Source organism: Asticcacaulis benevestitus DSM 16100 = ATCC BAA-896, assembly GCF_000376105.1.
In the GTDB taxonomy this organism is placed as follows: domain Bacteria; phylum Pseudomonadota; class Alphaproteobacteria; order Caulobacterales; family Caulobacteraceae; genus Asticcacaulis; species Asticcacaulis benevestitus.
Window position 1 is genome coordinate 16,409 of record NZ_AQWM01000028.1, and the last position, 24,926, is coordinate 41,334.

A 24,926-nucleotide genomic window follows, 5' to 3' on the forward strand; every position below is an offset into this window, starting at 1 on the left:
GCCCCGGGGACGTTTCGGGTCGACAAGTAAGCGAATCCGTCTCAAATGTTCTGATAAGAAACAGGCGATTTCGTTGGTAGCTCTAAGAAACGGCAAGATCATGGACCGCTATCCAATATATTATATGAGGAAAGCAGAAGGTAGCCACGCATGAGACAGGGTAGGCTGAAATCTCAAACCGGGCTGAAAGCGCTATTCGAAAGTTACGTTTCGGTTCGACTCGCTCCTGTTAAACATCCGTTCCCAGGCGTCACCACTCGCCATCAACGCTTCATATCCCTGCTGCGTGGCGAGATCGACTGGACCACCGGTACCATCCGCCAGCGCGCGTACGAGCTCCGCTCGCTCACGAAGGACATCCGCCACGCCGCCATCCCCACCTCGAGGATGAGCCGTATCGATAGCTATGCGAATAATGGCCAGCCTGTCGGGTGCGTGTTCCAGTATAGCAGATCCCAACTCGGACCACTGCTCTGATTTACTGCCCTCGCCCGCCTCTCGCCGACGATCGAAGAATTCCAAAGATTTCGCGATCAGTAGGAACCGATGATCGGGGTCAACTTCGCACCAGGCGAGGACTTGGGCAGGGCTGAGCGAACTTAGGGCTGCCGTATCGTAACGGCTTGAGCGGCCTAGGGCCGCCATAAGTTGCTCATCTTCGGCGAACATCCCCGACTGGAGCAGTTTATCCAGAATAGCGGTTCCGAAAATTTTGAAGAGCTCGCCGAGTACATTCTTGTCTTTCCAGACGTGGATATAAGTCCGAAGGCGCCAGTGTATATATCCCTTCGCGACCGCTCCAGCGGCCTCAATCTCCGTGTCGTTGGGAAATGCGAAGGTCACCAAATCTGCCAAATGATGCGCATCACTGTGATCAAGACGCTCGAGATCTTTCCATGGCACAGAACCGAGAAATTCCCTGGTCAGCGCCTGCATGCCCTGACGATCGCGTGTCGTTTTGTCCTGATCGTAGGCTGCCCAGAACATCATCTCCAATGCCGATGGAAATCCGTCGGTCTTACCTTGGACGGTGTCGACAAGCCTACGCACTTCGTCAATCGATAAAATGCGAAGACTATGGGCCAGCGACTTGTAATTCCTGATGGGCGTTCGTTCAAGGACCACCGGATCGAGAACGCGCTCCAGACTGCGGCCGTCCAGCTCAAAGTGTCCCTGCAAATGGACGAAAACAGGCCCCCAGATCGAATCTGAAAGCGCACTGTCGAGGAACCGCTCGAACTGTTCCGCGCTCCGTGCCTTCGCCGCTCTCAAAAGACAGCTCAGAGCATACAGCTGCTCGGGCTGGGGGAGCCCACTATAAGCAAACTTCAATTTATCGAACAGCCGGGGAATGTCAGGATAAGCCGCACCAACGCCCTCACCGAAAGCCGCGCCTGTGTTATAATTGGTCTGCTGGAAAATAAGGTGCAGAACCTCATCTAGGGCAGCATCGTCAAATGCCGCCTGCCGCCCAAGCTCCCTCGCACGATTGTGCCAGACTAAATATCGGGCTGAATAATCGAAATCTTCCCCAGGCGCATCCTCCTCGATATCCTGAAGACTAAGGTTCTTGAGCCCAAAAACCTGCGCCTTGATACGGGTCACAAGGGTCGATGGCTTCAATCTCTCCTGAAGACTCTCCAGCCGGGCACGCGCCTCGGGGCTAAGCGTCCGCGAATGGTAGTAGGCGGTCGATTTGGCGCCGAGCCATCCTTCAGGCCACCCATCGATCGCAGAGAACAGGTTGGCGATGCGGTCCAGGTCGTCCCATAAGTCCCTAAACTCCCAAAGGTCTGAAATCTTGTCAGCGACGCGCTTACGAACCTCCCCTCCCAGAGGTCCGGCCTCCTGTCCGAGCCTCGCGGAGAAGTTCAAAAACAGTCGATACCATTCGGCGATTTCGCTTCCCGTCTCCGGAAAAAAACCAAAGCCCATCCGCCTGGCGCCAAAGTCCGCCGACACTCCCCGGCTGATGCGGGTACCAAGGGCTGTGTCGAGCAGCGAAAATCCAATTGCCTCGAGCTTAGCATCACCTGTCCTCAGTAGGCGCTCGAGGATCCTGGCCCTTTCCGCTGGCAAAGCATCCGTCCCAGAAAACTGAATTTGATACAGGCGTTCAAGCAGACTTCGTACCGCGACATGGCTGCTGTTGCCGTCCTCCTTCAGAACAAACGCAGCTAGGATGTACACGCATCGTTCGAAATACTGCGGTTCGTAGGCGATATTGCGCACTAGGTGCGCTATGCGGCTCCGATCAAAATTTCGGGTCGAAAGAAAAGCCTCGTCGCCTATCGCCACCTCAAGTAAAGTAAGCGCGCGTTCGGGTTGGAGGGGAGCGAGGTTGCAGAAAATATCAAGACTTAGCCCCTCGAGCGCCGCGACTTTCGTAAGACCGTTGCCGTCAGACAACCACCTAACAGCAAGAGCCATTGCAATCGGGGATTCATGCAAATAACTGAGCCGTCGCGAAAATGACCGGGCAAGCCTTAGCGAGCCACATGCCAGCTTCGCCCAGAGCATGTCTTGAGGTACATCATCAAGTGCCCGCAGAGCCAGCCGGTTCGATATTGCGTGAGGCAGCAAGGCGCGCCAATTAGCCCGTTTCTGAAGGAGCCCCCGCCGGCCAAGGTCATTCAGGCAGTTGCGCATCTTCAACATAGTTAGGCCCGCCAGCTCGGACAGGGTTGCCAACTCACTGTCTGGGACGTCGGAGGTTTCACCATCGAAAGAGTAAACTAGCGAAGCCGCCGTCGCGCTCGCCAGGAGCTCAGAACTGGAACCCTGACGTTGAGAGAAGAGGCGGTCGAACAGTTCATTGTTTCTAAGTTGCGCAAGTTCTCCGCCCTGCTCCGCCGTTCCCGCCAGAACAATGGCCACCCGCGCGTTCCCTCCCGAAAAGTCTATGATGTGTTCCACGTCATTGTCGCTGAGGTAGTTGTAGCGCCGTCGTACAAGCGCTGAGACCAACTCGTTTGAAGCCGGTTCAAGGCGGTAAGCCTGCGTCTCCAACGATAGGTCGTCGCGGATGTCGTATTCAATGGTTAGCAGGCTCAGATGGCTGTTGTCCGCCGCGACAATCTTGACCAACCGCTCATGCAAATCGGCGCCGCAATTGTCGACGACCAGAACCATCCGCCGATTTTCCGCAATAAGCTGATCCGCCATATGGTTCGGAGCTGGTGACGGTTCATCCCCCAGATCGGTATATAGAACCGTATCCGGATTAAGGGCCGGATGGTCGGTTTCCACCCTGTCGTCGAAAAGCGCCTGAACTAGTCTTGTCTTTCCCACACCTGACAACCCGATCAGTCTCAAGCATTGGCCTGGTTGGCCTAGCCGCTGGCGCATATTTCCAATCGCCGTAAGCGCCGAAACTGACTCCTCCTCGCCCGGGATAAACGCTTTCACCTCTGGGTCATCGAGGAATTGGGCGTCAGAGGTTGTTTCCATATAGGCCCACGGCCCGTATGACTTCCATCCCTCACTAGAACGCCCAGCCAAAGCCCTGACCCAGGGCCCGAGCGATTTATGCTCCGATGCCCAGTCCGCGAGCGCACGGCGCCCGTAGTAGTCGACGCCAAGGGTCCTGAGCTCATGCTGATCTGCGCAGTCACGCATTACGATTTTTCGCTCTCGCAGACGTCGGTCAGCAACTGATGCCCGGGAACTAGCAATGATATAAATCCCACGCGCTTGATCCAGTTCCGCTAAAGCTGGCCGAACGACATCCCCTGGAAACATCTCCACACGGATTTTTGCTGGAGGTAGATCCTCAGCCTTAATCTGAAAGACAGTATTGCGATCGGGTACCCAGCCGGTTATCTCAACGTCCTCCGGAATAGATATGCGCACGTCGATTCCGCCGTCTGAAGCGCGTTGGTCTCCGTCCCAAGTCACGTAGGCGGGCGACAGACGATTCTTACGCATCTCAGCCTGACATAAGCGCGCGACTAGTATTCGGAGCTGCACGTCATCCAATGAAGCGATGTCGTCACTACTGATATCTAGATAAGTGTGCATCCAACCCCTAAGTCACGATTCCCCGGCTTCTAGCATCAACTCGCCGGAGCCAGTATTTTCTTGTTATCGGCGTCTCGGGCCTCGACTGCCTGGCCCGCTACCGGTTTGAATTCCAGTCCTGTGGGCTTGATGGACAGTTGATAGCCAAAACCACTGCAAATCAACAATGCAATGATGATGGCGACGTACAGTAGGACGCGGTTTAGATCGATTTGAGACGTCGTCATTTTTTCCGATCCTCGGCGAAAATAGACAGACGATCCTTGTCTCTGGACAACTCCAACTGCCTGACAGCTGTCTTGGTGCGGGCGGAAGGAAGGAACAGAAATGTAAGCCGTCAGGATGCGACATTCTCACGAGAGTTACAAGATGTTGGTGTTAAACCCATTTGCGTCCGTCGGCGAGCGACGCGCAAATGCAGCCACGCGGGGCGGCTGCTGGGTGATGGCGGTAAGGGCCGCCATTGGTCGGACGAGCGCCAGGTGAACTGACTTATTCCCCGTCCGACAATTCGGTAAAGGTGCTTGTATCCGGGCGGCTGCGCCGCCTGGTTTTACGAACATTGATGGCGCCGGCGTCGATGACATTTTTCAAATGGATAGCGTAATGCTTCTCGATCATCTCAACTGAGGTCCGGCAGTTTTTGGCAAGCTGATAGATGTCGGCGCCGTCAAGCAGGCGCAGGCAGATATAGGTATGACGCAGGCTGTAAAGCACCCTGGGATGGCCTTCGCGGTCATATTTGAGCCCTTCCTTGACCAGGATGTCATTGAAGATGTCAGTATGGTTTGAGGGGAACAAAAGATCAGCGGGTTTGGCATATTCGAGGATATTGAGTGCCCCATTCTCACCGAAGAGCGGCGCCAACGCGTCGTATTGCTCTTGCCTCGCTGGTGAGAGCTTGCCGGCTTCCATTTTTATCGCGGCCAGCTTCTCGTACTGCTTGCGGTCCTTGGCGCGGCCACTTGGCCCCTGCTTCGGTCGGGCCAGCAGGCGTTCGTAATGCTTTACAGCGGCCGGCATTGATTTGCACGGGCCATAGCCGGTCTTGCCTCTGACCTCGATTTCTAAAATCTTCTGGCCGGTGTCGCGGTCGTGCGCGATCGTCACATCCCGGTGCTGCAACCTGGCCGCTTCATCAGGCCGTAGGCCGGTGTTTCCCAGGATTAGTATCTGGTCGTAAAGCTGCTCATAGGCGTATCTGTAGCGCTCCGGCGCTTCGCGCGCCGCCTTAGCAACGGCTTTATAGAGCTGCTTGTATTCAGCCAGCGTGAACCAGGGTCGATGGATGATTTTCTTTTGTTGCCTATAGGGCGGCGATAAATCCGGCACGCCGTGGATCTTGCGGTGCCGATAGGCCGTTTGCAGAACGAGAGACAGTGTGCCTATCTCATCGTGGATGGTACTGCGCGACGGCGGCTTCGGCGGCCGCACATATTCGCCATCCTGCCCCTTGGCGGGAAGACGGCCATATTGTTTGGCACGGTGCAGGCGGTAACTCTGCGCCTTGCCGGAGTCGATTTCCGTAATGGCCATGCCTTTGAAGAACGGACGTAAATGTAGCCGCAAGCGGTCTTTGTGACCCTGTACCCATTTGGGGCTCCGCTCGCCCTCGGTGATCAGTTCGTACTCCGCCTCGAACAGGTCGGCCATGTCATCGAAACTTGGCTCTCGCCTGGTCAGGACACCGGCGCGGGACTTTCCCCGAAGCTCCAGAAACCAGTCTTCAGCGAACTCTTTCGCCAGGACCAGGTTTTCCTCTTTGGTGCTTTCGCGGCGGCGATCTCCTCCTACGGTCGACGCCACCCACCAAAATCGGCTTTTTGGCTTCCTGTAGAGTTGGACTTTTCCACCAAGAACTTCATGCGTAGGCATTGCATCCCCACCTTGTTCGACCCAGGGTGGAAACAATAACACAGGTGCGTCACGCCAGTCAAAAGTGTGCCAGCAGTGTGCCACGCAAAAACGGCCTCCCGTGAGGAAAGCCGTTTTTTGCAAGTACTTGCTTTTGTTCTAGTTTTTGGTTGCGGGGGCCAGATTTGAACTGACGACCTTCAGGTTATGAGCCTGAACGAAATTCGCATATCTTCCTGATTATAAACGTAATTTTGGCCGCTGAAAAATACTTGTGCTAAATGGTGTGTTAGAAAATGATGGGCTATTTCCGCCTGCAAGTGCGTTTTCAAGCGCGGCAAACGCTGGTTTGGATAATTACGACGGCTACTTGCGGGGCCCACCAAGTATTACCCTATTGCGACTTTTAAAAAAGGTTACTTAGAAGGTCCGTTCTTCGTCGTATCCGCTTCAATCGCGCCAAGCGCCCGCACCGCCCGTTGCCGATCATCCTCGCCTTCGGTCGGCAGAACCGGGATGTCCGGTGTGATACCGGCAACCTCGTTGCCGCCATCGCGGCGCAGGCGAATACAGTTCGACATACGCACGCGTATCCGTGAATGGGCCAGAACCAAGGGTTCCTTCTCGACCATGAAGCCGCAACCATCGCCCCCGGTCTTTACGCCCACCGTCTTGCCTATGCGGTTGTCCTGCATGACGGCGGTAAACATCTCGGCCGAGGAATAGGTCTTGGCGTCGGTCAGCACATAGACCGGACCGGTCCACATGGCCCACATATCATCCGCACCCGATGGCATAGACAGCTGGTAGGCCACCGTCTGGTTGCCATAGGCGCCCCTCGGCAATACCGCCGCCGCCCCTCCGGCATAACCGGCAGCTGCCAGGCGTTTGCATTGTGGCCCCGTCCAAGATTTCTGTGCTCGCCAGACCCAGGACAGATCGCAAGGTGTGGCTGTGGTGGGTTTGCCCTGGGCGAAATAGTTTCGTCCGGCCTGTAGGGCGCTCGTCGCTTCGGACGATGGGCTTGCCTTCAAGGCCTCGTCGATACCCGACAGCTGCTCATCAAAATACTGCGCGCCCGTGGGCGAAGCGACCATCATAAGCGGCGCTGAGTTAACCGGCTTGTCCGTCAAAAGGCGCGGAAATAAATCGCCGCTGTCGTCACCGCCTGTATTGTTGCCAACATCAACCAGCAGAACTGTGACCCCCGCCGCCTTGAGCGCCGCGATTTCATCCTTGAACGCTGATAGCCACTGATCATAGGCTGCATCCCGCACAGCCCCGTTCGTCAGTGGCTTGCCCGCCTTGACCAGATTTTCCCAGCCTAAGGTGCAAGCGGCCGGGAAAGCCCGCATACGAAAAGCCTGGATTCGGATAATTCCCACCCGCCCTCCCCCCGCAGTCGTAATGATACCGGCGCGATAGACTGAGCTTTGGCCATCAAACTTGAGCGTGAAGCCCGGCAAGGTTTCAAACGGTAGCGAGAAGGCGACCGAACTGGTCGGCAGGAAACCCAGCGCCGCGCAGGTGCTGATCGGATCGTTGGCGTCGAACGGCGCGCGCTCCACCTTGGGTTCTGGCGTGGCCGCCGGGGCAGCCTGCGTGGTCAGGACGGAGAAATGGCCATCGTGAAAGGCGCCGATGAACTGCTCCAGCGCTTGCCGGGCTTCGGCATCGGTTCGTGCCGCCGCCAGTGAAGCCTGCGTTCGTTGATCGAGACGCGGCAGATTGATACCCCCCTGCGCCGAGCCAAACCAAGCCAAATTGACGTATTCTTTTTCCAACGTCTGTTTAAGCTGGGCATAGTCCTCACGCCAGGCCGTCGGATCGTACGCCGGATCAGCGAGGGCGCCAAAAGCCGCACTGCCAGTCATAACCACAGCGGCCAAGCCCGAAATCCAAGGATTAATTTGGTGCGGTTTGCTCATGATATGCCCCTCTTTTGCGCGATAATCAGATGGGCTTAACCGGTCCATATCGTATCGTCTTGAACGCCAGACGGGTTTTGAACGTTAAGGGGCGTTTTTTAGTGCCGATCCCTGCGATAGGCGGCCGGCGTCGTACCGATTTGCGCCTTGAACGCACGGTTAAGGTGCGGCTGATCCGCAAAGCCGCACAAGACGGCGATCTCAGCAATGGGCAGATGCCCGCAGATCAGCAGCGCCGCTGCCTGTTCAACCCGTAACCGGCGCTGATAATCGCCAACTGTACAACCTAGATAACGACGAAAGGCCTCCGATAAACGACCGGCATCACAGCTCACAACAGCCGCCAAATGATCCAGCGTCATCTGAGCGCCTTTGGCATCATTCAGGTAATCAATTGCCACTTTTAGAAACCGGGGCAAACGCATGCCTGCCGCCTGGCCACGGGCGAATAAACCCAGCAGTTCGTGCGACAACCCCTCGATAACCAGAGACGAAAAATCATCCGCCCGGCGCAATTCAGTCAATATGCGACGCCCGACATCCGCCACGGCGGCAGAACGCACGATCGGTGCTTCAGCTAAACGCGACACCTCACCCAGACGACCCAGAGCATCCGCCGTGGGCGAAAAAACCAGCTTGTACACCCCGCCCAGCCCAAATCTCTGGGCATGCAGCTCGTCCGGCGGACAGACCAGCAAGGCGCCTGCGCTGTGGGTTTCACTACGTCCACGGATGGTTTCCTCATAGCTGCCGGACAGCACTAGCGAAAAGCTAGTGTCATCATGGGCATGAGCAGCCATGACCACATCCGGCTTGTAACGCGACGGGCGAATGGAGGAAAACAGGCCGTTCATGACCTCGACTATATGCCGGCTTTTACGCCCGTCAAGCAACGCCGCAGCCTCTGCACAAGTTAGCTTTCTATGTTGTCTTGCACGCTACCAGAATTCGAGCATGCCTATGAACGTGTGCGAGGATTTTACAGAAGCTTGCCCTGGTCCTGAATACAAGTCTGTCAACCCCACGCCATCGTCGAGCTTTGACTGTTGCGTTGGCGATCCTAAGCTTGGCGAAGTTGCTCAGCATATGACCAAGGTGTTGCAGGTCGCGTCGGTGACGGCGCTAGTCTTACATGCGATGCCGCAGGGACTTCGAAACCGGCCAAAGCATAAGCTGTCGCAAGTGAGCCAAACCGCGCCGCGATGTGTTTATAGCCCGGCAAGGTTGGCTCGTTATTGATCAGAGACGCAGTTATTTTGCCGTGAGTTGCAAATAGCTTGCGCATGCGGCGCAGCAATTTTTCATTTGTTACAGATTTGAAAACGGCTCGCTTCGATTTAATAACCGGAATAGGGCTGAAGCCTACAAGTTCGCATGCCGCCCAGAAGCCTCCCAGACGAGCGTGATAAGTTGAAGCCGACTGAGTGTAAGGACATGCATCGACCAAGGACCAGGACAGCGTCTTTTTGGCTTTGAGTAACTTGCGAAGAGTAGCGATCAATTCACCGTCAGAAACAGTGTGGTGCCGAAGAAATTTAAGTTTTTCACTCGCCTTTATAAATACCGACCTCCGCACAATCGGTGTCACAGCGCTCACACGTACCCACTCAGATTCGGGATTCAGCATGTGCGGTGACTTCAGTTTTTTGGTAGTCTTGTTATAGACGTAATTTCCGATCACTAGTTCGTTTTTCAGAACGCTTTTAACGATGGAAAAATTCCAGCGATGGCCGTTAGTGGATAGGATATTTTTCCGATTTAAAACCGCCGCGATCTCGCGAAGATTCATTTCCCTGTCCACAAAAAGTTTGAATATCAATTGAATTGTTTTGACTTCTTCCTCAGGTCCGAGGGTTATCAGGACCTTATCGCTTGGATGGGCTTTCACTTCCCCCGCCTGCATCACACCGCGCACTTGGAAATCAGTGTCAATCAAGAGGCGCCTGTAACCATATCGTGGCGGGGCACCTTGAAAGTATCCAAGTTTTGCTTGCTGGACATGCGCACGTGAAACTTTTCGCGATAATTCTCTGCAATATTCGCCGGCCATTACCCGTTTGACGTGTTTCACGGCCGCCGTTGTGAACGTCTGATCGTTTTCGAACGCTTCATTAACATATTCGACGTGTACGCCGGCCTCTCGACAGAAAAATTCGTAAGCTGCACCTTGATCCGCGTCCAGAAACCTGCCCCAACGGGTCACGTCAGAAACCAGCACAATTGAAAACGCGGGAATTGGCGCCCATACATCCTGAAGCAGTTCAGAGAATGCGGGCCTTTCTTGCAAGGTTAGACCGCTTTTGCCTTCGTCAGCGTAGGTTCGGACGATGTCGATATTATTTGCAGCAGCAAATTCCGCGATGATCGCTGCCTGCGCCGCCATCGAATTTTGCTGGCTGTTTGTAGACGTTCGCAAATACTGAGCCGCTTTTCGCGTTAGACCGGAACTTGGGCAATCCATGTCCTCCTCCATATTTAGGTAGATTTTAACGATGCAGACGACCACGGCAGTTTTGAGCGAACCAAACGCCAGTGACGCTGCATACCTCGTCGCATCAAATCGCCTTTGTCATACTCTAATCCGGCAAGTCGATAGGCAGCCCCTAAACTTCCAAACCGCTTCTTATAATGTTGGGGCGCAGGCAATTCGTCATCTGCGTGTATGATTGCCGCCGATAACCAGCCATGAATCGCGTGCAAACGCCGCAGACCCGCAAATAGAAATTCGTCCGAGTATTTCTTACGCCGAGGGGTGCGACAGTTTCTTTTATCAGTGTCAAATCCAGCAAGCTCATATGCATTCTTCAGACTACCGAACCGAACGAGATATGTGCCGGCGCAAGGTACGTAAGAACACCCGTTAATGACTTGCCAATTGAGCTTACCGTTTTCTCGCAGCAGACGCTTGAGACCTGCGATCATTTCCTCGTCGGGGATACGGTGATCTATAGGCGCCTTGAGTCGTTCATTTGCGAGACGGAATAACTCTGGGTCAACTAAAGGCTTGAAAAGTTGAATGCGCACCCACTCAGATTCTGGATTTGGGCGTGTCGGGCTCTTCAATCGCTTTGTTGTGCGGTTGAAGACGTATTCACCGATCATCAGATGATTGACCAATACGCGCTTGACTAAATGGCCATCCCATTCCTGGTTAAGCAAGGCTGGGACTTTTTGATCATTCAGAAGCCTTGCCACTTCTCGCATGCTCAGGCCTCGCTTTACAAACAGACGGAAAATTTTACGCACCACCTCTATTTCGTGAGATGGGCCAGGTATTAAAACGATCTTGTCGCTTCTTAAAAATTTATGATCCCCAGGTTTTAAAATGCCGCGTTCATTCCCATCCGCGTCAAGGACCAATCGGCGAACACAATAAGCTGGCCCTCCTCCTTGTTTGAAGCCTAGGCTAGCGGACCTCTTAACGGCTTGAGTGACCTTACGAGATAGTTCCCGGCTATACTCTGCCGCCATAACTCTTTTCAGGTGCTTCAGAATTGCCGCGCCAACGCTGTCGTCATTCGCGAATGCTTCTACTGCGTATTCAATCCGCACACCTGCCTCTCTACAGAAAAACTCATAGGCGGCAGATTGATCAGGGTCTTGAAACCTCCCCCAGCGCGTGACGTCAAGGACTAGAACTATCGAGAAATCATGATCGGGTTGACGAACATCATGAAGCAGTTGCGAAAGCCCCTTTCGCTCTCGTAGGGTCAATCCACTCTTACCCTCATCGGCATAGGTGGCGACAATGTCATATCCCATCAGTTCCGCATATTCGCCAATTGCGGCAACCTGATTATCTATGGAATAGCGCTGATGGTCCGTCGACATTCGGACGTATTGCACCGCGCGCGGACGGCCTGTGAGGGTCAATTGTTTCATGCAGCACCGCGACAAATGAATGCCCCGGCAGCCTGCCCGAAATTCATTTATCACAAAGCGCGGCAAATTGCATCATAGCAATTCCCTTTCACTGGCCACTCTGAGGCAATACCTTCACAGTGCATTTCTGCACCTGCCCCGCTTTCGCTGCCAACTGCCTGCACCGTATAAGTGATGCCGCGTTGTCAGCGCCAAGTTGTGCATTGACGGTGACGGCCTTCCAAACATCCGGATTGGTGGCATGCATTATGGCTGTGCCAGTTTCCCAACGTGATTTACCCATGATGGCGGCCGCCACATAGGTGTCCGCATCGAATGGCAACAACCTTGGCAGGAATAACAACAGCAACGCGCCCACTATTAGGCCCAACCCACCGGCGATCGCCACGTACCGCCTGTAATTGTGCCGATCATTGATGTTCCTGGTAATGCGTTCGAACGAGGCAGCCGCATAGTCGAACCTTTGCGCTTTTTGATCAAACGCCTGCGCCGACGTTTTCACAAGGTCCGTGCCTGCGCGCTCGAAGGCATTGATGCCCTGCTTCAGAGCCGGCGAGGCCTCCAATGCCTCCAACCGTTTGGCGACGACAACACCGATCTGTTTCAACTGAGCCAGGTCTGCCGCGAAGTCAGGCTTGGCTTGCAAAGCCTCGATCTGGTCGAACAAGGCTTCGACGCCTTTACGGATGGTCTTCAGTTCAGCCGTCGTCGCGCTATTGCGCCTGTCGATGGACTTGCGTAGCGCGTCAAACGCCTTGGCTGCCTCGTCACTATCATCCTCGCCACCCGCTGACGCCATCTCGTCTACCATTCTCTCCCCTCCTACAGTCCTAAACCGCGATCACGGTCGCGGTCGCGTTGGATTGATCGTTCCAGCTCACGACTGATGCTGTCCTGACCGCCAGCCTTGGCGAGCCCAAGTTCCTGACGCCGATTGCGCAGCAACGACTCCACCTGCGGATCGCGGGCTATCTCTTTGGCCATGTCGCGCATGGCCTTTTCCACGGGCGCGCGGGCCTCGTCGTGCTGCCAGCCCTGCAAGCTCTGCTGCCGGGCACTCAGCGACTGCCACCGATCCACTAAGCGATCAGCCCGCACATGCGGGTCGGCCAAGGCCTGACGCTCCTGCGACATGCCGGTGATCAGGGTCTGGGTTCGAGCCTCCCCCGACAAATCCATCATGGCCTGTCGTATGGCCGGGTTGTGCCGCAAGGCCGACTCCATAACCCCGGCCGTACCGGGCTGCGCCTGGTCAAGAGACCGCGATGCCTCGTTCAGCGCCAGCTTCTGTCCTTCAAGGATCGGGAGGCCTTCCCGCTGCATGCGGGCGGCGTCGCTGTAGGCGCGGGCATATCGGTCCGTCGCCTTCTCCAGCGGAGACGTGCCGCGCCTACCGGGTCGATCGTCAATGGCAGCATCCCAGTTGTGGTTGTTGTCACGCTCCGGGGCATTCGCCTTCAGCTTCAGGCCTGTGAATATGCTGCGCTTCTTCGCCGGCTGGGCCGGCTCGTTCGATCTATCGGGCTCCGCGTCCGTCCCGCGCGCCAGGCCAGATGACTGCCGCTCAACCGGATAGACAATATCGCTGTCGATCCCGCGCCGCCGGGCAAAGGCCTCGGTGTCCCTCACCGGCTGACCAGTGTCACGACGGCGGCCATCGCGATCGACATAGTCCAGAACCGTCTCCTTGGCGCCTGAGCGGCCGAGACGGGACTTAAGAGACGCCATGTCGGCGAACTGGTCTTCACCAGCGTACAGTGTTGCCATGTCCTTATGACGGGTCATGGCGACATAGGTCATATGCCGGTCCATCGTCTCTGAGGCGAGCACATAGGATCGGTCTACCGTTGCCCCTTGCGTCTTATGGATCGTCGTGGCGTAGCCATGATCGAACGTCTTGTACTCGCTCGCATCAATCGCCACCGCCCGATCACTGCCATCCAGCCGCGTTAGGATGCGCCCCTGCTCGACGGCTTCGACCGTGCCCAGCGTGCCATTCTTCACATCCATGTCGCGGTTGTTTTGCAGGAAGACGATGCGGTCGCCGACTGTGAAATTGCGCTCGCCATTCTCGGTCTTGTAGGTCATCTCATCACCCTGAAGATGCTCCCTGCCCTTCAGTTCATCGCGGATGTGTTCATTGAGGGCGTGAACATCAACGCGGCGATGCGCCATGGCAGCTCTGCTGCCACCCGGCCGGGCTTCGACGTCATCGACATAGTCACGCACCAACGCGGCACGGGTGGCCTCCTGGTCGGCCCTTAGATGGACGTGGCCGCGCTGCTGATAGGCCGACAGCCCCTCCTCCGTCCGCTCGGTGGCAAAGGCGCGAGAGGCCTCCTTTTGCCAGTCGGTACGCTGCCGGCGGATATCTTCGACAGAGGCGTAGCCAACCTCTTCCGCAATGGCCCGGAAGGGCGCGCCGGCGCCGATCGCCTGAAGCTGTTCATGGTCGCCAACCAGCACCAGCTTGGCGCCCGTCCGTTCGGCCTCAGAGACAAATTTCGCGAGCTGTCGCGACCCGACCATGCCAGCCTCGTCGATGACCATGACATCACGCGGGCCAAGCTGCGCCGTCCCCATCTTCCAGCGCATCTCCCATGACGCGAGCGTTCGTCCCTCGATGCCGGCGCTCTCCTCCAGTCCGGCGACGGCCTTGCCCGCAAGCGCCGCGCCGTGCACGGTGTAGCCCTCGGCTTCCCATGCCTCCTTCGCGGCCGCCAGCATCGTGCTCTTGCCGGCGCCGGCAAAACCAACAACGACGGACACCTGAGCATCGCCAGTGATATGCCTGACGGCATCACGCTGCTCGTCGCTCATACCGGCGGCTTGCAAGCGGCGCGCGCGCTGATCGGCGGCCAGATCATCAGGCAATCCGGCAGCGACGCCGCGCCGTATCGCATCGTCCTGGCCGTTAATGGCACGATCGACATGGCTGTCCCTGACGCCGTGTTTTGAGCGTCCGGACATGGCTGACACATCTCGCGCCATGCCGGTTTCCAGTTCGACCATTTCCCGCGTTGAATAGCGCACACCGTCAGGTCCTTCAGAGATCCGCACCAGTTCGTCAGACGCCATGACTTTTGAATAGAGCGCCTGATATTCCGTCGGGTCGTCATTGATGTAGCGATGCAAGGTGCGGGCGACATCGCGACGATCGAAGACGCTCTTCTCACCGGTGATCAAAGTCAGCACCTGGTCGGGGTTTTGGCGGATCAGCTCGGCATTGCGTACCCTTGCCTCCTCGGCCAATCGCTCGCGCTCGACTTCCTTGCCGTGCCGGTCCATCTGCGTGGCGTGCACACCGACGTGCTGGGTCGGCTCAATCTCCAGCCCTCGATCCTGGTGCGAGCGATGATCGATGCGGATATCATGACCGGCGCGGGCAAGATGAAGATTGGCGGTTTCTTCCCACTCGACACGCAGCGCTTTCAACTGCTCGTCGGTCGTCGGCAGCTCTCGCGCCTTCAGCCATTTGTTTTCACGTTCCAGCGTCGACTTGTCGCCAAGTCCATCCTCCGTCACCTGACGGGTCGTGAACAGGATGTGCGCATGGTGGTTGCGGATATCCATATCCTGATCTGGCGTATGCAATGCGAAGTCCACCGCCACGCCATAACGATCGGCAAGAGATTGCGAGAAGTCACGCACCAGTTCGAGTCTTTGTTCCCCCGTCAGTTCATGCGGCAAGGCGACTTCGATTTCTCGGGCGACGCGGGCATCCTTGCGTTTTTCGGCAAACTCGGCGGCATTCCACAACGTCTCCCGGTCGCGCGCCCAGTGGGCATGGCTGCCCTGCGGCAAGACGATCTCCGAATGCTCAATGCCGCCCTTGCGGGTGTAGTCGTGGATCACACCATCGCGCTCATTGGTTAGGCGGGTGCCGGAACGATAGGCCGCCGCGCCCACGGCTGAGCGGCCCGATGCACGGGAGACGGTTTTCATGCTCAGATGATAAATCGCCATTGACCTATCCCTTCGCCGGCTACTGCCGGCGCGCATCTGAGTTGGCTAGCCAACTCGTAAGTGCGCCCTTCAAAATCTCCGCTACGCTACGATGGCTCAGGTGTGCCGCACATTTGTCAGGCGCGAGACACACACCACATACGGTCTCAGAGTACCACAAAAACACTTGCAATCAAGAGTCGAGTTTGGCAAAATAAAGCATCGTGGAGTTGTTACAGGGGTGGCGCAATGGCGCGTAAATCCATCGAAGAACGGCTGGCCCAACTGGATGCCCAACGCAAGACTTTGCAAGCCAGGCTGACCAAAGACGAACGGGCCAGAGACACCCGGCGCAAAGTGCTGCTGGGCGCACTGGTCCTTCATCGTATCGAAGACGGCAACGCAGCCAGTGCCGACTATCTGCGCGACTTCACGCATCTCACATGGCACCTCCTTTGGAGCACTGCTTGACTTGAATTACCAATGCTTTGAAAAAGATAGGGAAGCGCGATGATAACGTTGGGGAGACGCTCTCTAATCGCACTGGCGACCTTTGCCGGCATCGCTACTTGTACTCGTCAGGGACTTGGATCGCCGCACACCTAATCCACGCAACAAACACGCCTAGCCCACAGAAGGCATTCGCATCGATTCTATTGCTCGCTGTTCCCGAACTTACGCGTAAGGCCGATCATAACCGCCAGACGTTTCGCGCGACCGATTGTCCTCGACTCGCCTTCCGGCGTGACAAATAGAGTTGTTTGCTTCGAAGAATTCAACAAATCCATTGCATTCACCGCAATCGTCAATTTCGCCGTTAGCTTGCGACGATAGGCCAAGTCTAAACGATAAAAGCCTGTCTGGTAACCTTGTAGCATGACACTACGCCCGGCGCCATTCAGGTTCAATTGCAACCAGTCCTCATGCGTCGGCTTGAATTCGACAATCGCGTTGCCGGACCAGGTGACGTACTGCCGGCGCAGAGTTTCACCGCCGAACACGCCATTGACTTCGCTATCGAAGACATTCAGGTTCACCGAGTAATCAGCTGTTTTCGTAATCTTACCCTTCGCACTTAATTCAAGTCCTGCCGCGCGTGACTTGTCGGCATTGATAACTGTAGCGATGACGGTCTGGTCTGCTGCTACGCGGCGTGCATCGGTTAGAGGGTCATGGCTAACCCGGTAGTAGAGACTGCCGTTCGAGCTGAATTTCTTGCCCGTGAACTCATACCCGACCTCGAAGGAGTCTGTGTTCTGGGCGCGGAGATCCGAATTGCCCTCATAGACCAAGTATCGCGAGTAATAGACTCGGCGTGGGTTGAGCTGAATGATGTCCGGCCTTTGCGTACGTTTGCTGTAGCTCGCCACGAGGCGCATTGTGTCTGACAGCGGACGGTTTAGGCTGAGCGACGGCAGGAGCCGCAGTTCGTCGCGCGATGACGCGCCAGCATTCCACTGTTCAGACTCAATGCGTAACCCTGGCATTACCACCCAGCGGGCAAGCGGTGTCTGCCAAGTGCCGTAGCCTGCGAGTGTGCGTCGGTCATAAAGGAAAGTTGTATCAAAATCGCTTTCTGATGGGACAATGGCAGCGATATTCTCCGAACGGCTCCGGACGTCGTTGTCGCTCGTCTCGACCCAGAAACCAGCGGTCAGGCGCGAAGTCCCAAAAGGTCGTTCGTAGTCACCGCCTAACGATGTGCTGCTGGTGGGAGATAGGTTGGAATAGGAATAATTCTCGTCCTCCGGTGACGGTACCGTCCTGCTCAGGTGATGATCCGCGATATCGGCAGTTCTTCCATCGACACGGTTAAGTTTGAGACTAAAACGTTCTCCATCAACCTTGCCCTTGTGCACATAACTGAACGTCCATACAGCGCTGAAACCGTTGTCGGCGGTAAAGATGGTTTCTTTTTGGTCTTCGACAACTGCGCCTGATGGCCCGGTAATCTGAACGATCCCGCTATCATCCACAGAGCCGCGCCAGTGGTAGTTTCCGAAGCCGAGTTCTAGCCTGTCATTGATAGAGGCATCATAGACCAGCCGCGCTGTTTCAAAACCAAACCGGCGTGAGAAGCTGGTAAGATTGGCGCTTGTAGTGGTTTCGATGCCCGACGGGGTCGACCACTGTTGAAGTCCATTTAAGGTCCGCAGATCCCGGATGTGGTTCGAGCCTGCACCCGCTGAGGCCGTCCAACGTCCGGTTTTATAGCTGACATTGCCGCTAAAATTGTAGCGTTCGTCACCGTCAGCGCCGAGACTTACGTCGCCGTTTATCCCTTGCTTCCGCTTCTTTTTCAAAATGATATTGATGATGCCACCGCTACCGTCCGAAGCAAACTGGCCGGAGGGATTCGTCATAACCTCGATACGATCGATTTCCGACGCTCTGAGGTTGCTAACAACTTCGGGCCGGCCCTCTACGCCATCAATCAGCACCTTGACCTGCCTATTGCCGCGTAGCGCGATGCGACCACGGGGATCGACAGTCACCGAAGGTATCCTTGACAGCACGTCGTTAGCATTGGAAAACGCATCGTCGCGGGCGGAGACATCGTAAACGCGCCGATCGATTTTGTTAGTTATCGATGGTTTGCGTACAGTGACCACGATGGCGGGGCCATCCTCAGCCTTGTCGATTCCGGCCGCTGGCTGCTCTGGTGCTGCTGGCGCCACATCCTGCGCGTGCAGGGCCCGCTCAGAATGGACTACGAACTGTTCGGTAGGATCGGAGCGGTGTAGGGTGCCTTCCCCTTGTGAAAGCACGCGGAGCGAGGTAGCAGCGTCAACGGCATTTGCGGAAGGTGCGGCCAGTGTAATTCCAAGTGCAACCACACAAAGGACCCGCGAAAGAAATTTACGCATGTCATTCAACTCCATATGAAACGTTGTGTTCCACATCAACCAACTTGGTATCTCAATGCCCGCTGCTATCGTGATCTGACAGCCTCTGCGATATTGCTAAACGGCATAGAGGTTGCTAATCCGCCGAAGGCCGATGTTTGACTGGTATAATCTCAAATCCTTGAATACTGGCATCTGTTGAGAAGCCTAGGAGAATAAATTCAAAGCCTTTCAGCGCCAATTATCTTGTGATGCAAGGTATGCATAAATCTTGAAATCGGCAAGAGCTTTCTGAGCACATAGCGCTAACGGGTAAGTGCACCCTTCAAAATCTCCGCTACGCTACGATTGCTCAGGTGTGCTGCACATGTGACAAGCGCGAGACACACAACACATACGGTCTCAGAGTACCATAAAAACACTTGCAATCATGAGTCGCGTTTGACAAACTAAAGCATCGTGGGGTTGTTACAGGGGTGGCACAATGGCGCGTAAATCCATCGAAGAACGGCTGGCGCAACTGGACGCCCAGCGCAAGACCTTGCAGGCCAGGCTGACCAGGGACGAACGGGCCAGGGACACACGCCGCAAGGTGCTGCTGGGTGCGCTGGTTCTTCACCGTATCGAAGACGGCAACGCGGCAAGCGCCGACTACCTGCGCGACTTCATTAAACGCGAACTTCCGGGGTTTCTCACGCGCGACGCCGACAAGGCTTTGTTCGATGACATTTTGAAGCCGGCTGGAGATTCAAAATGACGCAAGGCCCTTCGAACTTAAAAGATTCCGTCGTCGCTGCATTGCGCGCCATTCCGTGGCTGATCGCCCTCGTATTCATCGCTCTGTCGCGTCCGGCACTCGCGAATTCGGCCGGCGTGGTGGTGGCGATGGGCTTACTCAGCGCGGCGATCTCCCGGCTCGCTCCGGTGCAGGTGGCGAGACTGCGACAGATACGCCGCAACTATCCCAAAGATGACTCAGAATGATCAACTGGTTCTTCCGTGTTTTCCGCGCCCTGGGCAACATGCTGGCCGCCGCCGCGCGTGACCCACTGTGGGCGTTCATGTGCATTGTGATGGCGCCATTTCGGATGTGGAAACATGTCCTCGGCACGCTCGTCATTGTCATTCTGTCTGCCATCGTACTCGACCTGTTTCTGCTCTGGATTTATTCCCTGATTGTGCCGCATGGGACCCGGAATAAAGTGCTCGATATCGCGTTCGGGATTGTCCTTCTCGTCGTCATGGCGGCGGTCTTTCTGCGTGTGATTGCCGCGCCATTGCTTCTCCACTTCGACTACGGTGACGGCGCGAACACGCATGGCTCGGCGCGGTTCGCCACCCGGAAAGACATGGACGGCATAACGAGTTTACGTGTTGGCTTGCTGATCGGTCGCGAAGGTCCTGGCGGCAAGCTGATGCGTTATGATGGGCCGGCGCATTTGCTGACCATGGCCCCTACGCGCTCCGGCAAGGGTGTGGGTACGATCATTCCAAACCTGCTAACGCAGAACCGCTCGATCGTCTGTATCGATCCCAAGGGCGAGAATGCCCGCATTACGGCACGGGCGAGATCTGCATTCGGGCCGGTCCATATCTTAGATCCGTTCGGCGTCACAGACCAACCTTCTGCCGCCTATAATCCGCTCGCCGCCCTCGATCCTGATAGCCCCGATATTGCCGAGGACGCCGCCCTTCTGGCTGACGCCCTGGTCGTCGATCCGCCTGGTGCCGCCGGTGAAGCCCACTGGAACGAGGAGGCCAAGGCGCTCATCACCGGCATCATACTCTACATCGTTTCAGAGGAAATTGGGGTTCACCGCAACCTGGCTGTGCTCCGTGACTGCCTGACATTGGATACGCACGAGTTTGCCGATCTGCTGACAAGAATGCAGGCAACCCCTGCCTGTCACGGCCTGATCCGCAGAGCCGCCAATCGCCATAAGTCGAAGTCAGATCGTGAGGCTGCCGGCGTTCTGTCGGCCGCGCAACGCCACACCCATTTTCTCGACAGCCCCCGGATGGCGGACGTCCTGCGCCGGTCGGATTTCAGCTTTGGTGATCTGAAGCGCGGTGTCACGACCGTCTTTCTGGTCCTGCCACCCGATCGGCTGGACACCTATGCGCGCTGGCTCAGGCTATTGGCAACACAGAGCCTGACGGACATGGTTCGCGCGCCGGAACGTCTCACCTCCCCCGTTCTGTACCTCTTGGATGAATTCGCCAGCCTGGGCCACCTGGCGGCGGTGGAGCGCGCCATGAGCCTGCTGGCCGGTTACGGCGTGCAACTCTGGCCAATCCTTCAGGACATCCACCAGCTAAAGGCCACCTATGGTCAGAGGGCGGGCACCTTCCTGTCCAATGCCGGCGTCCTCCAGGTCTTCGGCGTCAATGATCATGAGAGCGCGCGACTGATTTCTGATCTGTTGGGTCAAAGCACGATCGTGTTCCAGAACATGAGCCGCAACCTCGATTCCCAAGACTCCGGCATCAGCTATGGTGAACAGCATACCGGCAGGCCGTTATTGACCCCGGACGAGGTGCGACGCCTGCCACCGGAATCGGAATTGTTGTTCCTGGCCGGGCAAGCGCCGCACATCGCGTACAAACTCAAGTACTACGCCGATTCTGAGTTCACAGGCCGGTTTGATCCGGTCTAAGTTCTTTGACATACCCGGTATTCAATACCCGTAATTCGTTACATAGCTGGAGGAACGTCATGACAGTAGATGAGAGAATATCGAAGCTTGAGAAGCGCCATGGCGTCACGACGGCCCTGCTATCTTTGGTCGTTGTCGGGCTTATTGGCGTGGCGAGTTATCAGGCTTACAGACTGCATGGGCTGGAGACGGCAAAAACACTCCGCGTCAAGGAGATCAGGGTTTACGACGACAAGGGAGTTGACCGCGTCGTCCTGGCCGGCAACCTGCCGCAGGTGACGCTCAACGGCAAGCCGAGGAATTTCAAACCCCGCGAGATGGGGGGGATGCTGATCTACGACGGGTCGGGCACGGAACGTGGCGGCTACGGCACCATGAACGGTTATGCTAACGCCATGCTCTCGCTGGATTCAGGCCCGGAAGAACAAGGCAAACAGGTCATGCTACTGTTGGCTGAGCCGGGGGGCGGTGCCTTCTTCCGCCAATGGGACGGAACCGGCTCCGTTACCATGGGCGTGTATGAAAAGCCGTTCCTGACCGTTATGGACGGCAAGGATGTTGTGCTCGCCAAGCCGGAAGATAACGCCTGGACCAAACGCGGCGTCAAATAGCCACGCCCTGTGACCGGATGGTCAAAATACCGACTTCAAATTTCAAGCTACCCGGAGATGAACATCGCATCGATATTGTTCGGAGGCCATTTCATAATACACCAATAGCACATACGCGCGCACGATAAGGCGTTGCGCGAGGAAGTCCGGAATGCCCGTTCTCGCCTCAATTTCCGCGTAATTTAAATTGTCCCATCTGCGGAAGAATAGGACGGCGCGCAGCGTAATCGGCAGCTTGGCGATGATGGAAATCCAGCGTAGCTTTTCGGCGCGTGTTGTCTCATCCATCTGGGCCTGTTGGATCGCACGGTGAAGACGCCTCACCTCATAGGCCTTTGGAATGGAGGGATGAAAGCGAGGCCGGCCTTCCCTGAAGAGCGTGAACCTGAAGACGCACCAGCCGCAAAGCACGTCTTCAAGGAACCGATGGCGGTATCGTCTGATTGACCCAACGTAGTCCGGGCTTGCCGGCTTCATAGCCTTGGCCCACGAAGCTTTCGTCCTGTCGGCTTGGGCGGCTGGGGACCATACCGCGCCACGTCACGCTCAGCCTCCCGCAGGCGCTGGGTGACCATGGATGTGCTGATACCCTGCCACTCGGCAATCTCGGCAACCGTCAGACCATCGACATGGTGCAGAAGCCATATCTCCCGCACCTTTGGCGTCATTCGCCTGGTCGCTTCATAGAACTGCGTCACATACGTCGCCGCAGTAGAACGATGCGCATCCTCATACGTCTGGCAATAATCGTCCGCGAATATCAAAGGCAGGAGCATCATCCGAGGATCGATTACCGGGTTTCCCGCCTCGGCCTCCATGATGTCCTTTTCTGTCAGACACAGCGCCGCGCCCAGCCCCCGCTCGTACATGCCAATTTTTCCCCTCCAGGCCCTGATACGTTCGCCGTAGTTCTCATTGGCAGCATGTCGGGCTTCGATTTCGGCAGGCGTTCGACCGGCACGGGATGCCGTTTCATCGTCAGCTCGACGGGTCGCGGCCGCACGGGTAGCTTTGATGCGGCGAAGAATTTGCGCCCGGCACAGATCGAGAATGGCTTGCCACCTATGGCCGATCTCATCATCCGTCAGGTTGGTTTGGGCGATCGCATAGAGTTCCAGTATCTGCCAGTCTGTGAACTCGCCGCTACAAACGAACTCGGTGGCTTCGCGATAGTCCTCCGGGTCGAAGCCGGGAAGGTCTCGAACCTCCCCGGCCTCAGGCTCGCGCCCGCACATTCGAGCGATAAGCACATCCTCGATCTGCTTGAACCGCGCCCCGAACACCCACTTGCTATCCATTGTCCAGTCGTGGATCAGGAAATATAGATTTATCAGTTCCCCATCGGGCATATCGGGGCGGAACAGCTTTTCGATGACGGCCAGTTCACGCTGGCCAAATCCACCTGGCGGAACGTCGACATCTGGCAATTCGTCCACCAGTCGCTTGTCAGGCTTCCGTTTCATCGCGACCTCCTTGACTATGCGCTGTTAAACGCCGCACCAGTTCCGCGCGCTTCCAATCTTCCCGGTATCCCTCGTCTCTTCGCAGAGGTGGTGGCTTCATGCGGCGTAAAATCTGCGCCCGGCACATATCTGCAATAGCCATCCAAGGCGATTCCGGCTCGCAATCCCAGGCCATGCGATAGATCGTCAGGAGGTTCTTGTTGGAAAGCTTACCCGTAAGGACAGCCGCAAGCGCGTGGGCGTGGTGGTCCGGATAGTCGAACCCTTCAACAGGCGGAATGAGCGCCAGGTCCGGGCTGCCCTGCTCTATCCGCTTTTGCAGCATCTCGGTTATGGGATCGAGGATATCGTCAAAAATCTCATCGTCAGGGCCGGCACCACAATTGTCTACGAGGATGTAGAGATCGAGCAGTTTGGCATCCGACAATTCAGATTCGAAGGCGTCTTCGGCGACGCGCAAAACATCGCGCAGAGAGACGTAATCATCGGTATAAGCATCCTCGGCTTCGTCGTCCTCGTCGTCCTCGTCGCTGGCTTCCGGTGCACCCTTAAAGGACAATGGTGGTTTGGGCGCTGCAACCCGACGCAGGATTTCTTCGCGGCACTGGACGGCAACCCGATCCCACCTAGCTTGCATCGGTTCGGCTTCGCGTAAATAGGCGGTTTCCGATGCCTGGATGAATAGGGTCAGAAGACCGGCATTATCCATTTTGGGGATGGAGTTGAGGGCGTGGCGGAACATCTTTGGTTGCCAGTCCGTGTCGGGGTCTCGCCAGCCCAGATGGTCGGCTTCGACATTGCCGTCCAGCAATTGCATCAGTTCGGCGCCAGCCTCATCGCGAAGCTGGTCCCAGTGTCCGGGTCTCGGCGCGGCGTGGCCTTCTTTCTCGGCCTCGTGCTGGTCCGCCAGCAGCAACAGGTCCAACAGTCGCTCCGGTGAAGGTGACGACGCCAGAATATGGCCAGCAACGTCAAATTGACCAGTCATGTATCCGGCCGGCAGGGGATGTGAAATGGCGTTCATGGCCGCACCACCCCACCCTTCCGGACCATGCCGGAAATCGGGTCGATAAAGAACGGAACGCGGACCCTGAGCGCAATCGGAAGCACCGCCAACATATCCGCGCGGAACGGGATTTCGCCGCGCTCGTATTTGCGGATGTCGTCCTTGGTCAGCGCCAGTTGAGCGGCCAGCCCGCTCTTGGTGAGACCCAGATGCTTGCGGCGTTGCCTCATCAGCTCGCCAAGGCGGATATCTACCGGATTACGCCCGGCAATCGTTACACAAGCACCGGCTGTCCGATGCACAACTTTACGCACACGCATGTCTAACCCCTTCTGCAAGTCGAAGACGCCAAGCGGGTTATTCGCTTGGTGAGCTTCGAGTCCTGGTGATCGGGGAGTTAGTAAACCGCGATAAGACGGTCCCTATGGCCTTCGGACGAGCCTATTGCATACGCCATAGGCTCCCCGACCATATAGGGTCAAAGGAGATCGCACCGGAGATGGCCGGCATCAAACCACTTATCGAGGAGGCTTACTACGGCCCCACAACCGCATGTGGCGGTTGCAACGTGAAGGTGACATAGAACCGGAGAAAAATCAATTCCGGGGAGTGTTAGAAGCAATACTTATTAGAAGATAGCGTCCAGACCTTTTCGGCGAATGAAATTAAGAAGACGACGCATGGGCCGTTGGCTGGCGGGTTAATTATGCGGCA

General features: G+C 56.5%; 19 protein-coding genes. 5 read left to right on the forward strand and 14 right to left on the reverse strand.

Annotated elements, in window-relative coordinates:
- Nucleotides 1-192: 192 nt before the first annotated feature.
- The 9 genes from B060_RS0118520 to traA form a co-directional block, all read right to left on the reverse strand.
- Complete coding sequence (locus B060_RS0118520; protein ID WP_157405673.1) at nucleotides 193-3,927, reverse strand: hypothetical protein; 3,735 nt, start codon at nucleotides 3,925-3,927, stop codon at nucleotides 193-195.
- Between the two features lie 128 nt (nucleotides 3,928-4,055).
- A complete protein-coding gene (locus B060_RS0118525; protein ID WP_018083298.1) occupies nucleotides 4,056-4,247 on the reverse strand; it encodes a hypothetical protein in 192 nt (63 codons plus the stop codon).
- Nucleotides 4,248-4,512: 265 nt separating this feature from the next.
- Nucleotides 4,513-6,018 (reverse strand): hypothetical protein, encoded by a 1,506-nt coding sequence (locus B060_RS0118530; RefSeq protein WP_236621616.1) that lies wholly within the window; start codon nucleotides 6,016-6,018, stop codon nucleotides 4,513-4,515.
- A 272-nt stretch (nucleotides 6,019-6,290) separates the two neighbouring features.
- Entirely contained in the window at nucleotides 6,291-7,802 is a 1,512-nt protein-coding gene (locus B060_RS0118535) for a S41 family peptidase (protein WP_018083300.1), read from the reverse strand.
- A 98-nt stretch (nucleotides 7,803-7,900) separates the two neighbouring features.
- Nucleotides 7,901-8,656: a helix-turn-helix domain-containing protein gene (locus B060_RS0118540; RefSeq protein WP_018083301.1), complete on the reverse strand. Its 756-nt coding sequence runs from the start codon at nucleotides 8,654-8,656 to the stop codon at nucleotides 7,901-7,903.
- Between the two features lie 206 nt (nucleotides 8,657-8,862).
- Nucleotides 8,863-10,263, reverse strand: a complete 1,401-nt coding sequence (locus B060_RS25170; RefSeq protein ID WP_162149131.1) for a recombinase family protein — start codon at nucleotides 10,261-10,263, stop codon at nucleotides 8,863-8,865.
- Between the two features lie 14 nt (nucleotides 10,264-10,277).
- Nucleotides 10,278-11,684, reverse strand: a complete 1,407-nt coding sequence (locus B060_RS25175) for a recombinase family protein (RefSeq protein ID WP_018083303.1) — start codon at nucleotides 11,682-11,684, stop codon at nucleotides 10,278-10,280.
- Nucleotides 11,685-11,772: 88 nt separating this feature from the next.
- Complete coding sequence (locus B060_RS0118555; protein ID WP_018083304.1) at nucleotides 11,773-12,495, reverse strand: DUF6118 family protein; 723 nt, start codon at nucleotides 12,493-12,495, stop codon at nucleotides 11,773-11,775.
- 11 nt (nucleotides 12,496-12,506) lie between these two features.
- Nucleotides 12,507-15,650 carry a Ti-type conjugative transfer relaxase TraA gene (gene traA / locus B060_RS0118560; RefSeq protein WP_018083305.1) on the reverse strand — a complete coding sequence of 1,048 codons (3,144 nt, stop codon included), beginning with the start codon at nucleotides 15,648-15,650 and terminating at the stop codon, nucleotides 12,507-12,509.
- Between the two features lie 228 nt (nucleotides 15,651-15,878).
- On the opposite strand from traA, the gene B060_RS25180 reads away from it, so the two are divergent.
- Nucleotides 15,879-16,100, forward strand: a complete 222-nt coding sequence (locus B060_RS25180; protein ID WP_018083306.1) for a hypothetical protein — start codon at nucleotides 15,879-15,881, stop codon at nucleotides 16,098-16,100.
- Nucleotides 16,101-16,282: 182 nt separating this feature from the next.
- Here the strand turns inward: B060_RS25180 and B060_RS0118570 are convergent, their stop codons facing one another.
- Complete coding sequence (locus B060_RS0118570) at nucleotides 16,283-18,496, reverse strand: TonB-dependent receptor (RefSeq protein ID WP_162149130.1); 2,214 nt, start codon at nucleotides 18,494-18,496, stop codon at nucleotides 16,283-16,285.
- A gap of 463 nt (nucleotides 18,497-18,959) precedes the next feature.
- On the opposite strand from B060_RS0118570, the gene B060_RS0118575 reads away from it, so the two are divergent.
- Genes B060_RS0118575 through B060_RS26265 form a run of 4 tightly spaced genes read left to right on the forward strand, consistent with a single transcriptional unit; the run spans nucleotide 18,960 to nucleotide 21,743 of the window.
- Complete coding sequence (locus tag B060_RS0118575) at nucleotides 18,960-19,232, forward strand: hypothetical protein (RefSeq protein ID WP_018083308.1); 273 nt, start codon at nucleotides 18,960-18,962, stop codon at nucleotides 19,230-19,232.
- Entirely contained in the window at nucleotides 19,229-19,459 is a 231-nt protein-coding gene (locus B060_RS0118580) for a hypothetical protein (RefSeq protein ID WP_018083309.1), read from the forward strand. Before B060_RS0118575 ends, B060_RS0118580 begins: the two co-directional genes overlap by 4 nt.
- A complete protein-coding gene (locus tag B060_RS0118585) occupies nucleotides 19,456-21,132 on the forward strand; it encodes a type IV secretory system conjugative DNA transfer family protein (RefSeq protein ID WP_018083310.1) in 1,677 nt (558 codons plus the stop codon). The genes B060_RS0118580 and B060_RS0118585 overlap by 4 nt, the downstream gene beginning before the upstream one ends.
- A gap of 59 nt (nucleotides 21,133-21,191) precedes the next feature.
- Nucleotides 21,192-21,743 (forward strand): hypothetical protein, encoded by a 552-nt coding sequence (locus B060_RS26265; RefSeq protein WP_155847766.1) that lies wholly within the window; start codon nucleotides 21,192-21,194, stop codon nucleotides 21,741-21,743.
- A gap of 42 nt (nucleotides 21,744-21,785) precedes the next feature.
- Here the strand turns inward: B060_RS26265 and B060_RS27345 are convergent, their stop codons facing one another.
- The 4 genes from B060_RS27345 to B060_RS25190 all read right to left on the reverse strand — a co-directional run bounded on the left by B060_RS27345 (nucleotide 21,786) and on the right by B060_RS25190 (nucleotide 24,532).
- A complete protein-coding gene (locus B060_RS27345) occupies nucleotides 21,786-22,031 on the reverse strand; it encodes a sigma factor-like helix-turn-helix DNA-binding protein (RefSeq protein WP_155847765.1) in 246 nt (81 codons plus the stop codon).
- A gap of 185 nt (nucleotides 22,032-22,216) precedes the next feature.
- On the reverse strand, nucleotides 22,217-23,206 hold the full coding sequence (locus B060_RS0118600) for a sigma factor-like helix-turn-helix DNA-binding protein (RefSeq protein ID WP_018083313.1): 990 nt from the start codon (nucleotides 23,204-23,206) through the stop codon (nucleotides 22,217-22,219).
- Nucleotides 23,190-24,230: a hypothetical protein gene (locus tag B060_RS0118605; protein ID WP_018083314.1), complete on the reverse strand. Its 1,041-nt coding sequence runs from the start codon at nucleotides 24,228-24,230 to the stop codon at nucleotides 23,190-23,192. Before B060_RS0118605 ends, B060_RS0118600 begins: the two co-directional genes overlap by 17 nt.
- A complete protein-coding gene (locus B060_RS25190) occupies nucleotides 24,227-24,532 on the reverse strand; it encodes a helix-turn-helix domain-containing protein (RefSeq protein WP_018083315.1) in 306 nt (101 codons plus the stop codon). The genes B060_RS0118605 and B060_RS25190 overlap by 4 nt, the downstream gene beginning before the upstream one ends.
- Between the last annotated feature and the right edge of the window lie 394 nt (nucleotides 24,533-24,926).